This window comes from Roseivivax sp. CAU 1753, from assembly GCF_054482575.1.
Genome location: NZ_JBTLRF010000001.1, coordinates 627528 through 641195 on the forward strand (window position 1 = coordinate 627528; position 13668 = coordinate 641195).

At 64.5% G+C, this 13668-nt stretch carries 11 protein-coding genes and 1 pseudogene; 5 read left to right on the forward strand and 7 right to left on the reverse strand.

Features of this window, described 5'->3' with window-relative positions; genetic code table 11:
• The first annotated feature begins 168 nt into the window (after nt 1-168).
• Nucleotides 169-2295: a Hint domain-containing protein gene (locus ACXYMN_RS02855; RefSeq protein WP_459011901.1), complete on the forward strand. Its 2127-nt coding sequence runs from the start codon at nt 169-171 to the stop codon at nt 2293-2295.
• An 87-nt stretch (nt 2296-2382) separates the two neighbouring features.
• On the opposite strand, the gene ACXYMN_RS02860 is transcribed toward ACXYMN_RS02855, so the two are convergent.
• Nucleotides 2383-3111, reverse strand: a complete 729-nt coding sequence (locus tag ACXYMN_RS02860) for a GntR family transcriptional regulator (RefSeq protein ID WP_459011903.1) — start codon at nt 3109-3111, stop codon at nt 2383-2385.
• A 175-nt stretch (nt 3112-3286) separates the two neighbouring features.
• On the opposite strand from ACXYMN_RS02860, the pseudogene ACXYMN_RS02865 reads away from it, so the two are divergent.
• Together ACXYMN_RS02865 and ACXYMN_RS02870 are read left to right on the forward strand one after the other, a co-directional pair.
• Nucleotides 3287-4716 (forward strand): annotated as a pseudogene (locus ACXYMN_RS02865) (NCS1 family nucleobase:cation symporter-1).
• A 305-nt stretch (nt 4717-5021) separates the two neighbouring features.
• Entirely contained in the window at nt 5022-5213 is a 192-nt protein-coding gene (locus ACXYMN_RS02870; RefSeq protein WP_459011904.1) for a hypothetical protein, read from the forward strand.
• An 82-nt stretch (nt 5214-5295) separates the two neighbouring features.
• On the opposite strand, the gene ACXYMN_RS02875 is transcribed toward ACXYMN_RS02870, so the two are convergent.
• A complete protein-coding gene (locus ACXYMN_RS02875; RefSeq protein ID WP_459011905.1) occupies nt 5296-5940 on the reverse strand; it encodes a L,D-transpeptidase in 645 nt (214 codons plus the stop codon).
• A 335-nt stretch (nt 5941-6275) separates the two neighbouring features.
• Between ACXYMN_RS02875 and ACXYMN_RS02880 the strand changes: the two genes are divergently transcribed.
• Both ACXYMN_RS02880 and ACXYMN_RS02885 read left to right on the forward strand, forming a co-directional pair.
• Nucleotides 6276-7082: an alpha/beta fold hydrolase gene (locus ACXYMN_RS02880; protein ID WP_459011906.1), complete on the forward strand. Its 807-nt coding sequence runs from the start codon at nt 6276-6278 to the stop codon at nt 7080-7082.
• A gap of 56 nt (nt 7083-7138) precedes the next feature.
• Nucleotides 7139-8434 (forward strand): PAS domain S-box protein, encoded by a 1296-nt coding sequence (locus ACXYMN_RS02885; RefSeq protein ID WP_459011907.1) that lies wholly within the window; start codon nt 7139-7141, stop codon nt 8432-8434.
• Between the two features lie 55 nt (nt 8435-8489).
• Here the strand turns inward: ACXYMN_RS02885 and ACXYMN_RS02890 are convergent, their stop codons facing one another.
• From ACXYMN_RS02890 to ACXYMN_RS02910, 5 genes are all read right to left on the reverse strand, one after another.
• Nucleotides 8490-8888: a VOC family protein gene (locus tag ACXYMN_RS02890; protein WP_459011908.1), complete on the reverse strand. Its 399-nt coding sequence runs from the start codon at nt 8886-8888 to the stop codon at nt 8490-8492.
• 252 nt (nt 8889-9140) lie between these two features.
• A complete protein-coding gene (locus tag ACXYMN_RS02895; RefSeq protein WP_459011909.1) occupies nt 9141-9935 on the reverse strand; it encodes an FAD binding domain-containing protein in 795 nt (264 codons plus the stop codon).
• Between the two features lie 92 nt (nt 9936-10027).
• Entirely contained in the window at nt 10028-12400 is a 2373-nt protein-coding gene (locus ACXYMN_RS02900; protein ID WP_459011911.1) for a xanthine dehydrogenase family protein molybdopterin-binding subunit, read from the reverse strand.
• A 91-nt stretch (nt 12401-12491) separates the two neighbouring features.
• Nucleotides 12492-12977 (reverse strand): (2Fe-2S)-binding protein, encoded by a 486-nt coding sequence (locus ACXYMN_RS02905; protein ID WP_459011912.1) that lies wholly within the window; start codon nt 12975-12977, stop codon nt 12492-12494.
• A 72-nt stretch (nt 12978-13049) separates the two neighbouring features.
• Nucleotides 13050-13571 (reverse strand): CoxG family protein, encoded by a 522-nt coding sequence (locus ACXYMN_RS02910; RefSeq protein ID WP_459011913.1) that lies wholly within the window; start codon nt 13569-13571, stop codon nt 13050-13052.
• Nucleotides 13572-13668 lie beyond the last annotated feature (97 nt).

Consider the following 13668-nt stretch of genomic DNA (forward strand, 5'->3'; position numbering starts at 1 on the left):
TTGTCCGAAGGCAGGATCGAGGCGGCGTCGATGACAATTCCGAGCAAGGCCCATATGGCTGCGGACCCGCGCGCCGCGTCTGCGCGGGTCATGACGCGCCGGGTTGCCTTCCGCGCGGGCTTCGCGGGTGCCCCGGGCGCGCGCGCATCCCGAATGCGGAGACGCTAGATGGCCACGCGGTCCTTTTATGCCATCGACAGCGAATCGCTGACGGTCACGTTTTCGACGACGCAGACCGTCGGCGACTCGATCATCAACAACTCGGATTCGCCGAACGGGACGCAGTATGTCTTCGGCGCGGGGTATTCGACCGCCCAGATCACCGTCGACGATACCGGCGGCAGCGTCGATACGCTGGAAGACGACGCCCAGGCCACGCATGTCATCACCGACGGTGCCGGTCTGGTGGCGAACGGCAACGGGGTCGAGGCGGAATCGATCATCCAGTTGCAGGAGCTGGACGCGTTCGGGGCGCCGACCGGACCGGTGATCACGCTTGTCGTCTTCTCGCAGAACGGCACCACGGGCGATGTCTGGGGCTATGCCTCGGACACCCCGCTGGTTCCCGGCGTCGAATATGAAAAGGTCGGCGGCGGCAATATCGGCGCGGCGGACTATGCCGACTATGCGACATCCTGGATGACCTCTGTCGACGGGACGGCGGGCGCGGATTCCATGGGGTCGGGCTACGCGGATGCCCAGGGCGACCTGATCGACGGCGCCGATGGCGACGACGAATATATCTTCGGCAATGGCGGCGCCGACTCGATCGATGGCGGTGTCGGCGACGACGTCATCGATGGTGGCGCGGACGCGGACACCTTCTTTCAGAGTGACAATTTCGGCTCTGACACGATCATCGGTGGCGAAACCGGCACCGACAACGACGTCGTGGACTTCTCGAATGTCTCGGGGGCGGTCAGCGTCCTTCTGTCGTCCACCGAAGACGGCACCGCGACGATGGGCGCGAACAGCCTCGACTTCTCGCAGATCGAAGGGTTCGTCCTGTCCAACCAGAACGACATCTTCGACGGTCGGGCGGCGACGGCGGGTCTGAGCGTCGATGCCGGCGACGGTGCCGACCGGGTCATCGGCGGCACCGGCGCGGATACCCTGACCGGCGGTGCGGGCAACGACCGGCTTGTCGGCGGGACCGGTGCCGATGTTCTCGATGGTGGCACCGGCGCGGATACGCTGAACGGCAATGGCGGCACCGACTCGATCACCGGCGGCGATGGGGCCGACGTGCTGAATGGCGGCGGCGGGAGCGACACGCTCGACGGTGGCGCGGGTGCGGATGCGCTGAATGGCGGCGGCGGCAGTGACGTCCTTGTCGGTGGCGCCGGGTCGGATACGCTGAATGGCGGCAACGGCAACGACTCCCTGACCGGCGGAGACGGAGATGACGTCTTCACCATCTCGGCCGGGAACGACACCATAAGCGACTTCAACGTCGGTAATACCGGCACGTCCGGCGACGGCGATGCCAGCAACAACGACTTCATCGACCTCGGCGGCTATTACGACAGCCTCGACGAATTGCGCGCCGACCATGCCGATGACGGCATCCTCAACCAGTCGAACCTTCTCGATGATGAAGGCAACGCGGTCGATTATTCGGACAACACCTTGTTCGGCGCAAATTCGATCACGCTGCAATCGGTCACCGCGGACAGCTTTTTCTACGACAACACCGGCATCGTCTGCTTCACGCAGGGAACGCTGATCCAGACCCCGCGCGGCAGCCTGCCGATCGAAAGCCTCAGGCCCGGCGATCTCGTTTCGACGCTGGACAACGGGCCGCAGCCGATTGCCTGGATCGGTGCGCGGCGCGTGGACACCGATGAACTCGTCGCGGACAGATCGCTGCGCCCGGTGCTGATCCCCGGGGGCGTTCTCGGCGCGGAGCGCGATCTGTGCGTCTCGCGGCAGCACGGAATGATGGTGGGCCCCGATCATCTGGTCCGGGCGATCCATCTGGCCAGAGACATGCCGGGCGTGCGGATTGCCCATGGCAAGCGGCGCGTGTGCTACATCCACCTGCTGTTCGACGCGCATCAGATCGTCCTCGCCGAGGGCATCCCGAGCGAAAGCTTCTACCCGGGGCCCAACGCGCTGCAGATGCTGACCCCGCAAGCGCGCGAATCCCTGCTCGGCGTGCTGCCAGGTCTTGCCACGCGCGACGCGTTTACGGACCGGGCCGTCGTCGAAGCGGTCTATGGCCCCCCCGCGCGCCCCTTCGCCGCCCTGAAGGATCTGCCTGCCGACCCATTGCCAGTCCTGCGCGCCGCGTGACCCCGCGGCGATCGGGTGCGGCTGTCTTGCGCGTCCGCCCCGACAGGACGGCCCTTGGGGTCCCGGTCACCCGGGGCGCGCCGCGTGTCAGACGCCGACCCCCCACCATCGCAACGTGCAGGCCAGATGATCGCGTATCGCCGCCAGGGTCGCGTCCGTGTCGCGCGCCTGCATCGCGGCGATGATCGTCAGGTGTTCGCCCATGGCCGAGGCGATACGTTCCGCAAGAAACGGACGTGTGTTCTGGATGATGGCGATCCGGTCGCGGTTTTCCGCGTATAGCCGCATCGCAAGCTGCGACCCCAGCCCCGCCGACAGCGCATCGTGCAACGACAGATCGGTCTCGATGGCGCGGCGTGGCAAGTCCGGGTTCGTCCTGTCCTGCGCCGCCGCCAACATGGCCTCATGCGCGTGCTTCAACGTCTCCAGCGGAATGCCTTGCCCGCTTTCGATCAGACGTCGCGCGCCTTCGCAGTCGAAGATGGCCCGCAATTCGAGGCAGGCGCGTGTGGTTTCGGGACCGGCATCCATGACCTTGACGCCCCGCTTCGGCAACACCGTGACCAGCCCGGTTGCCTCGGCGCGCTTGACCGCATCGCGCACGGCTGAAATCGGCACCGCGAGCCGCTCGACCAGCATCGGCATCGACAGGAACTCGCCGCTTGCAAGGTGACCGTCGCGGAATTGTCTGATCAGCGACCTGTAGGCGTGCTCGGCCAGAAGCTCTGGCCCGGTCCCGGCGGCGTCAGCCCCCGCGCCCGCCCCAGCCCCTGCCCCTGCCCCGGATGCCCCGGTCATCGGCTTACAGGCCGCCACGACGGGCCGCCATTATCTTGCTTATCAGGAAGGTCCATTCCAATTCCCCGGCATATCCCGAACTAAGATAGCTGCTAATATGTTAGTTGCAATAGCAGAAGAATCATCCGCGTCGAAATCGGGGTTCGTCGCAGGGCCCAGCAGGGACGCCGGGCCGATCACAGGGAGGAACACCATGCAATGCACAACACTCCAAGGAGATTTCGCACAGGAGGACGGCGACACGCTGAACCCCGTCACCAAGGACGAAAAGACATGGGGATGGTTCGCCATCTTCAACGTCTGGGCCAATGACATCCAGTCGCTGTTCGGCTATTCGCTGGTCGCCTCGCTGTTCATATCCTACGGGGTCAGCGGCTGGACCGCCTTCGCGGCGCTTATCGTGGCGGCGCTGATGGTGATGTTCCTCGTCATCCTGTCCGGCGCCGCGGGCGAGCGCTACGGCATCCCCTACCCGGTCTTCGCCCGCGCAAGCATGGGCACCACCGGCGCCAAGCTGCCTGCAGTCCTGCGCGCGACGGTGGCGGTGTTCTGGTACGGCGTGCAGGTCTACTTTGCCTCGACGGCTTTGGCGTTGCTCATCCATTCGTTGTTCGGCGCGGCCGAGGGCGCGGAGTTCCTGGGGCTGAACGCGGTCGACTGGCTGTCCTTCGTCATCGTATGGGCTTTCCACATCCTGATCTTCTGGCACGGCATGGACTGGGTCGAGACCTTCCTGACATCGCCGGACCGTTCGTTTACGCGGTGATGATCGGCCTGGTGATCGTGCTCTGGGTGAAGTCGGACGGGCAGCTGCTGTCGCAGGCGCAGACGATTTTCGCCAGCCCCGACGCGACCTGGGGAACCGAGATCAAGGGCTTCATCGCGATCATCGGCACCATGGTGGCCTACTTCGCCGCCGTGATGATCAATTTCAGCGACTTCTCACGCTATGCCAAGGACAAGAAGGCGATGGTGCAAGGCAATCTTGCCGGTCTGCCCTTCAACATGATCCTGTTCTCGGCACTGGCGCTGCTGACCACGGCGGGTGCGGCGGTTGTCTATGGCGACAAGATCATCAACCCGACCGAGATTATCGAACGCACCGACAGTGTCATCCTGAGCGTCGTCGCCGCCATCACCTTTTTCGCGGCGACCGTCGGCATCAACCTCGTGGCGAACTTCATTCCGGCGGTAAACGGCATCGCCAACCTGGCACCGTCCAGGATCAGTTTCCGGAAGGCCGGGCTGATCACCTCCCTGTTCGCGCTGGTGATCGGCGGGCTGTGGACAAGCTTCATCAGCGAGTTCGGGATCGGCGGCTTCGTCAATACGCTCGGTGCGACGCTGGCACCGCTCTACGGTATCATGATGGTCGACTACTACGTGCTGCGGAAGCAGGCGCTGAAGCGCGACGACCTCTACAACATGCAAGGCGGCACCTACCACTACAGGAACGGCTGGAACGACAACGCGTTGTTCGCCTTCGGCATCGCGGCGGTCTTCTCTGTCGCGACGGTGTGGGTTCCGTTCCTGGCGCAGCTTGCGGGCTATGCATGGATCATCGGCGCGATCCTTGGCGGGTCGATCTTCTACGTCCGCTGCAAGTCGTCGCACGTTGTCTAGGCAACCCACCGCCCCAGCCCGATCACCTCGACGGATCGGGCCGGATGCGGTTTGAACCCTGCGTCGCATGGCGTGTATCGACGGGTTTCGCGGCACGGTAAGGCCGGCGGACCTTGGCAGAGCCGCCGCATCAGCGCGATCCCGGCCCCAGGGCTTGCGGCCCCGGGCTTGGGATGCGACCGTGTCGACCGCAAATCAGATCGTGCTGGAGCGCCAAATTGATCAATTCCAAGTCTCTCGTCGCAGTTGTCCTGATCCCGCTTGGCCTTTCAGCCTGTGCGCCGTTGCCCGCCGGAGACGGGCCAATGCCCGGCGGCACAGTCACGGTGCCGGAATCGGTGTCCTCGATCGCGGCATCGTATCAGGATCTGACAACGGCCCGGATTCGCGCCAGCGACGGCTGTTACTGGTACACCCATCGCGGACCGGTCGAGACCACGGAACTGCCGCTGCGCACCGACAACGGCAACCCGATCTGCACCGCGCAGGCAAGCTAGCCACGGGCCAGAGGTACGCGGGCCAGAAAATCATGGGCCAGAAAATCACGGGCCAGCAAGCCCGACCCCGACGCGCCTTGCGCTACAGCAAGCCGCCGTCGGTCGGGTAAAGATAGGCCGTGACGCCCGTATCGACCCGTTCGTACAGCGTGTTGATATGCGGCATTACCATGCGCACGCACCCGGAACTCGCCCGCGTCCCGATAGAACGCGGCGCGGGCGTGCCGTGGATACGCAGGTAGGTGTCGCGATTGCCGACAAACAGGTACAGCGCCCGCGACCCCAGGGCATTGTCCGGTCCGGGGGGCATGCCCTCTTCCCAGCGGGCATAGTTCTGCGGCTCTCGCGCGATCATCGCGGCAGTGGGGGTCCACATCGGCCATTTTGCCTTGCGCTTGATGGTGTAGACGCCCGGCTCATAAAGCCCGTCGCGCCCGATGGCGACGCCATAGCGCATCGCCGTGCCGTCGTCCTGGATATGGTAGAGATAGCGCGCGACCGCATCCACGTGCACATCGCCCGGCGTCAGCCCCGGATTGGCCGACACCCGCTGCGGCAGGAACCGCGGATGCAGGCCCCAGGGATTGGTGGTTTCAAGGTTGAAATCCGGCGGCGTCACCTGCGCGTCCCAGCTGTCCCAATCATCGGTCGCGGCAAAAGCGGGTCGGACAAGCGCCGGCGCGGCAAGCGCGGCCAGAGAAGCGATCATGTGACGTCGTGTGAGCATGGGATACCTTACAAACCTGTGGGGCCGAAACGCAAGGCTGCCCCCTTAGTCGCCCCGCGCGTCGCATTCAACGATCAAAACCGCCAAACCATTGCCGGGGTTCCCGGGCGATCTGCCATTGCCACGGATTTGGTTCTGCCCGGGGTCTGGATAAGGTCTGTTCGCGGTGCCGTTGCCCGCGTTCCGGCCCGGTCACGGAACAGAACCGGAAAGCCCCGATGGATGCAGGATGCGCGGGCCGACACGGTGGTTCCCGACAGATGCTGCGCCCTTGGCGTGTCAGTTCTTTTATTCTAAGGATAATCCGAGGGTGCATGAGCCGGATGGAGGGCACAATGTCAGCAGTCGCGCGTTGCGCAGTCAATGTCGGCGGGTCCGGCGATGCCGTGATCATATTCCTGCATGGATATGGCTGCGACAGTGGGATGTGGCGAAAGGTATTGCCCGCCTTCGAAAAGGATTTCCGCGTCATCACCTATGACCTCATGGGATACGGCAAATCCTCGGCCAGTGACTACGACCCCGCCCGCTATTCTTCCCTGCACGCGCATGCGGACGACCTGATCGACATCCTTGACGAACTGGAACTGACGGACGTGATCGCGGTCGGCCATTCGGTCAGCGCGATGACCATCGGTCTGGCTGCCCAGCGCCGCCCCGACCTGATCGACAGGCTGGTCATGATCTGCCCCTCGCCCAGCTATGCCAACGACACCCCCTACGTGGGCGGTTTCGAACAAGACGACCTGCTTGGCCTGCTCGATATTCTGGACGTGAATTATCTGGGCTGGGCGCGCGAGATGGCGCCGCAGATCATGGGCGCCTCGGACCAGCCGGAGCTTGGCGACGCATTGACCGAAAGCTTCTGCCGGACCAATCCGGATATCGCCAAACACTTCGCGCGGGTGACGTTTCTCAGCGATCATCGCGACGACGTGAAGGCCATCGCCCAGCCGACGCTGGTGGTGCAATGCAAGGATGACATCCTCGTGCCGCCTTCGGTCTGGGCCTGGATGACCGAGAACATGCAGAATGCTGAACTTGTCGTGCTGGACGCAACGGGCCACTGTCCGCATGTCAGTTATCCCGAAGAAACCGCAGAGGCGCTCGCAGAGTTCGTGCGTCCGCGTAACGCCGCGTGAGCAACGCCCGCGATGGTTGGGTGGACCCTGACCTGTGGCCCTGTGGGCTGGCGGTCATGGACGACTCCGGCCAGATCCGGTCGGCCAATGCCGTGTTGCGGCGCTGGATGGGCATCGAGACGGATGCCGAATGCCACGCCCTGCGCTTTGTCGAAATCCTGTCGCGGGCGGGCCGGATCTATTTCGAGACCCACCTGCGGCCACTGTTACTTGTGCAGGGACAATTCTCGGAAATCTCCATCGAGCTTGAACGTTCCGACGGGTCGCGCGTGTCCGTCTTCATGAATGGCAGCGCGACCCTGTCCGAGGGTCGCATCCTGCATGCCCATTTCAGCATGTTCCAGAACGAGCAACGCCAGGCCTTCGAACGTGAACTGGTGGCCAAGCGGCGGGAAAGCGACGCCTACCGGATCCTTGTCAGATCGTCGCCACATGCGATCATGTCGGTTGACCCGGACCTGCGCATTCACGCCTGGAACCCCGCCGCGGAGGATCTGTTCGGCTATACCGAGGCCGAAGCCATTGGCCAGCGCTTCGATCATCTGCTGGTCCCCCCCGACGATACCTATATCGTCGCCGAGGATCTGCAGCGCATGTTTGCCGGCAAGACGATCCGCGCCGAAACCCAGCGGATGCACAAGGACGGCTCTCGTATCCACGTCGAAAAAAGCATCGCCGCCTTTCACGATGACACCGAGGAAAAATCCGGATTTGTGGCGATCTACGTCGATATCAGCGAACGCAAAGCGGCCGAAGAACAGATCCGGACGCTTCTGGCCGAGGTCAACCACCGGTCCAAGAACCTTCTGGCCGTCGTGCAGGTGATCGCACGGCAGACCGCGCGGATCTATGACGGCAAGGATTTCCTGACGGTTTTTTCGCAACGGCTGGCCAGCCTGACGGCGAACCAGGACATTCTGATCAACAGCAGCGGCGATCACGTCGATCTGGAAACGCTTGCGCGCGCGCAATTTGCACACCTGATCGACCCCGACGACCCCCGGGCAACCCTCGGCGGCCTGCCGGTGCAACTCGGCCCCTCGGGGGCGCAGGCCATCGGCATGGCGCTTTTCGAACTGGTCACCAACGCCGCCAAATACGGCGCGCTGTCGCAGGAAAAAGGCACCGTCACCCTGTCCTGGACGGTTACCGACGCGCCGTCCGCGACCATCGAGATGACCTGGACCGAGGCCAACGGACCGACGGTGACAGAGCCGAAGCGCCAGGGCTTCGGTTTCCAGGTGACGGGCCCGATCCTCGAGTCCATCTCGACAGGCCAGACAACCCGGGCCTACGACGCCTCGGGTTTCCGCTGGTCGCTGACGGCCCCCATGGACCGGTTGACCGAATAGCGATCGACGGGCCGATACGCGGCGACACGACCGACGCAGCCGACACGCGGCGATGTCAGCTCTCCGGCATCGGCGCGGGTGTCATCAGGCCTACCATCGCCCCCGTGGGATCGATGACAACCGCAACCCGTCCGGTCTCTGGCACATCGAAGGGCGCGCGCTGCACAGACCCACCGGCATCGATGGTCGTTGCGACGGCGGCATCCACATCGTCGACCGCCAGATAGCTCAACCAGTAGGGATCTTTCCCGCTGTCGTCGGGATCGGCCGTCATGTCCACCAGCCCGGCCACCGGGGCGCCGCCTCTCATCCCGAGAATATAGTCCGGCGCGTCCGGGCCCATCGGCACCGCGGTGAACGACCAGCCGCAGATCTCGGTGTAATACCGCTGCGCGCCCGCGATATCGCGGGTCATCAACTCCGACCAGATGACCGTGCCATGCGTGTCCTGCATTCCGGTGTCCTCCTGTTGTCGTCCTGCGGCGGGTCTGCCCGCGCGCGCAGTATGACCCGGTTTGACGAAAAACAGAACTGCCCTGCACCGGACGCGAAGATCCCCCGCGCCGTGCCGCAGCCTCGCGCTGGCCCCGGACTGCCGACCCCAGGCCGCCCAATCCGCCGCGCGGGGCAGTCGCCGCGCGGCGCAGGCACGCAAACGCCCCCGGAAGCATCCGTTCCGGGGGCGCGTTCTTGCGTGTGCAATGGATCAGCTTGCGGCTGCAACCGCCCGTTTCGTCATGACTTTCACAAGATGCGCGCGGTAGTCGCCGGTCCCGTGCAAGTCCGAGATCATGTCCGCGCCATCCGGGGCTGTCAGACCGTCCACGGCCTCTGCCGAGAAGTTGGACGACAGCGCCGCCTCAGCCTCGGACCAGCGAAAAACGCCATCGTTCGAGGCGCCGGTGACCGCAACCCGCACGCCGTCGGCATATTTCGCCACGAACACCCCGACCAGCGCAAAGCGCGACGCCGGCTGCTCGAACTTCTGGTAGTTCGATGCCTGCGGGATCGGCAGCCGCACCTCGGTGATGATCTCTCCCTCTTCCAGCGCGGTTGCGAACATGCCCTGGAAATAGTCGTCCGCCGCGATCTCGCGCGCATTGGTCTTGATCGTGGCACCTGTGGCCAGCGCCGCCGCCGGGTAACAGGCCGACGGGTCGTTGTTCGCCAGGCTGCCGCCGATGGTGCCGCGATTGCGCACCGCCGGATCGCCGATATTCGCGGCAAGCGCCGCAAGCCCGGGAAAATCGGCCGCGGCGTCGCGGGCGACGGTTGCATGAACGGTACCGCCACCGATGGCCAGCGCGCCGTCATCGGTCTTGCAGACACCCTTGATGTCGGCGATGCCGCTCAGACTGACCAGCACCGACGGCTGCGCGAGGCGCTGCTTGAGCGTCGGGATCAGGGTCTGGCCACCGCCGAGGGGCTGCGCCTCTTCCTGTTTCAGCGCCGCAACCGCATCCGCGACCGAACTCGGTCGCACCATCTCGAAATTGTACATCCTTGTCTCCTCCCGGTCCGTCGCCTCTGTTCACGATCGGACCCAAAATACTCCGGGGGGTCTGGGGGGCAGCGCCCCCCAGCCTTGGTCATTCAACCCCGCATCGCGGCCCCGACACGTCCGGGCGACGCGGGCATGTCGATGTGATCGACCTTGAAGCCACCCGATTGCAGCGCGTCCACCACCGCGTTGATCACCGTCGGCGGCGACCCGATCGCCCCGGCCTCGCCACAGCCCTTCACCCCGAGCGGGTTATGCGTGCAGGGCGTCTGGCAGGAATGGTCGACGACGTAATCGGCCATATGCGGCAGATTGTCGGCGCGCGGCATGGCATAGTCCATGTAGGACGCGCTCAGAAGCTGGCCGTTGGCGTCATAGACGCAATTCTCCAGCAAGGCCTGACCGATGCCCTGAGCGATACCGCCATGGACCTGGCCTTCGACGATCATCGGGTTGACGACGTTGCCGAAGTCATCCGCCGACACGAACTTCTCGATGGTCACGGCCCCGGTCTCGGGATCAAGCTCGATCTCGCAGGCATAGGCGCCGGCGGGATAGGTGAAGTTCGACGGGTCGTAGAATGCCGTCTCCTCAAGACCCGGCTCGATATCCTCGAGCGGATAGTTGTGGGGCACATAAGCCGCCAGCGTCACATCCCCCCAGGCGACCGACTTGTCGGTGCCCGCGACGGTGAACTGGCCGTCCTTCAGCTCGATATCGGCCTCGGACGCCTCCAGAAGGTGCGACGCGATCTTCTTGGCCTTGTTGATGATCTTCTCGGTCGCGCGGACCATGGCAGAGCCACCGACCGCCAGCGACCGCGACCCGTAGGTGCCCATGCCCATCGGCGTGCGGGCGGTGTCGCCGTGCACGATGTCGATCTGGTCCTCAGGAATGCCCAGCATCTCGGACACCACCTGCGGGAAGGCCGTCTCGTGGCCCTGCCCGTGGCTGTGCGACCCGGTCATCACCGAGATCGAGCCCGTGGCATTGACCCGCACTGTGGCGGATTCATAAAGACCCGCCCGCGCGCCCAGCTGACCCACCAGGTTCGACGGCGCGATGCCGCAGGCCTCGATGAAGCAGTTGATGCCCAGCCCGCGCAGCTTGCCCCGGGATTCGGTGTCCTTGCGGCGCGCCTCGAAGCCCGGAAGGTCCATCAGCTCTTCCATCTTGTCCATCGTCGCGTTGTAGTCGCCGGTATCGTATTCCACCGCCACAGGCGTCGCATAGGGGAACTCGGTGACGAAGTTCTGACGGCGCAGCTTGATCGGATCGACGCCAAGCTCGCGCGCGGCCTTGTCGATCACCCGCTCCAGCTGGAAGGTCGCCTCGGGGCGGCCGGCTCCGCGATAGGCATCGACCGGCACGGTGTTGGTGAAGACCGCCTTGACGTTCACATAGACCAGCGGCGTCTTGTAGTTGCCGGCCATCAGCGTGCCGTGCAGCCAGGTCGGCACCGACGGTGCGAAGGTCGACAGATACGCCCCCATGTTGGCATAGGTGTCGGTGCGCAGAGCGGTGAAGTTGTTGTCCGCATCGAGCGCCAGCTGGATCTTGGTGACGTGATCGCGGCCATGGGCGTCCGACATGAACGCCTCGGAGCGCGACGAGGTCCACTTCACGGCGCGGCGCAGCTGCCGGGCGGCGAAGGTGCAGAAGGCCTCTTCGGCATAGTGGAAGATCTTGGTGCCGAAACCGCCGCCCACGTCGGGCGCGATGACGCGCAGCTTGTGCTCGGGGATGCCAAGCACGAAGGCCCCCATCAGAAGCCGGATCACATGCGGGTTCTGCGACGTGGTGTAGAGCGTGGATTCGTCGTTGGCGTTGGAATAGTCGCCCACGGCCACGCGCGGTTCCATCGGGTTGGCGACCATGCGCTGGTTCACCAGCTCGAGTGTGGTCACATGCGCGGCGGACTCGAAGGCCGCGTCGGTGGCGGCCTTGTTCTCTTCGACAAAACCCCAGTCGTAGCAGAGGTTGTCGTCGAGATCGTCATGCACCTTGGTGGCGCCGGGCTGCACCGCGGCCTTCATGTCGACGACGGCGGGCAGTTCTTCAATGTCGAGCTCGATGGCCTCGGCGGCATCGCGCGCCTGTTCGAGGCTGTCGGCGACGATCGCGGCGATCGGGTCGCCCACGTGGCGCACCTTGCCCTGGGCCAGAACCGGGTGGGCCGGTTCCTTCATCGGCTGGCCGTGCTTGTCGGTGATCTGCCAGCCGCAGGGGATGGTTCCGACGCCTTCGAAATCGGCCCCGGTAAAGATGCGCACGACACCCGGCATGCCGGCAGCGGCACTGGTGTCGATGTTGTTGATGCGTCCATGCGCCACGTCAGAGCGCAGGAAATGGACATAGGCCTGTCCGTGAATGTTGATATCGTCGGTGTAATTCCCGACGCCGGTCAGAAAGCGCAGGTCTTCGCGGCGCTTCGAGCTGGCTCCGATGCCATGATCCTTCGGCATGTTCTTTAATCCTCCCTTGGTGGTGGAATTTTCCCCACCCTAGATGTCCTTCGGGCGCGCGAACCGGCGCGCGCAGCACTTGTATTCGGGCCTACTCCGCGGCGACCGCGGGCACGTCCTGACCGGACGCCGCCATGATCGCACGAACGATGTTGTGATAGCCGGTGCAGCGGCAGATATTGCCTTCGAGATAGTCGCGTACCTCGGCCTCGGACGGCTTGGGGTTCTCTTTCAGCAGCGCTGTCGCCGACATCACCATGCCCGGTGTGCAGAAACCGCATTGCAGGCCGTGATAGTCCTGGAACGCTTGCTGCAGGGTGTTCAGCGACCCATCCGCGTTGGCGATGCCCTCGATGGTGGTGACCTCGGCGCCATCGGCTTCGGCGGCGAAGATGGTACAGGATTTCACCGCCTCACCGTTCACATGCACGACGCAGGCGCCGCACTGGCTGGTGTCGCAGCCCACATGGGTGCCGGTCAGGTGCTGGTCGTCGCGCAGAAAGTTGACCAGCAGCGTGCGGCCCTCGACCTCGCCCGAGACGGTCTTGCCGTTCACGGTCATGGATACATTGGTCATCAAATCCTCCCTTGGATATGCCTTGTCTCTGTTGGCCCGGACACGCTTGGACCGGGCAGATCCTTGCCGCGTTCAGGTCGTCAGACGCTTGAACCAGCCCTTTTTCTTGTCGCCCGGCGTGGCCTCTGTCTCGGGGGCCGCGTCGGGATCGGCGGGGCCTTCGATCGCCTCTTGCAGGCGGGTGAAGAACTGGTCGGCCATCTTCTTGGCGAAACCGTCGATGATACGCGAGCCAAGCTGCGCCAGCTTGCCCCCCACATTGGCGTCCACATCGTAATGCAGCAACGTCTTTTCACCGGCTTCCTCAAGCGTGACGACGGCGCTGCCCTTGGCAAAGCCCGCCGCTCCGCCCTTGCCCTCGCCCGACAGCTTGAGCTTGTTCGGCTCGTCGCGCTCGGAAACCGTGACATGGCCCTTGAAGGTCGCCTTCACCGGGCCGACCTTCTGGACCACGGTGGCCTCGAACCCGTCATCGGCATTGCCGCTCATCTCGGTACAGCCCGGGACGCATTCCTTGAGTACGTCGGGATTCAGCACTGCCGCCCAGACCACGTCGCGCGGTGCGGCCACTTCGCGGGAATCGCTCATCTTCATCGCAGACCATCCTTTTGATTTGAACGTGAGGTTAGGCAGACCGGTCGCGCCCGGATATAAGACCTTTTGCCGACACGGGCCGCGACGGGTCGTGCTT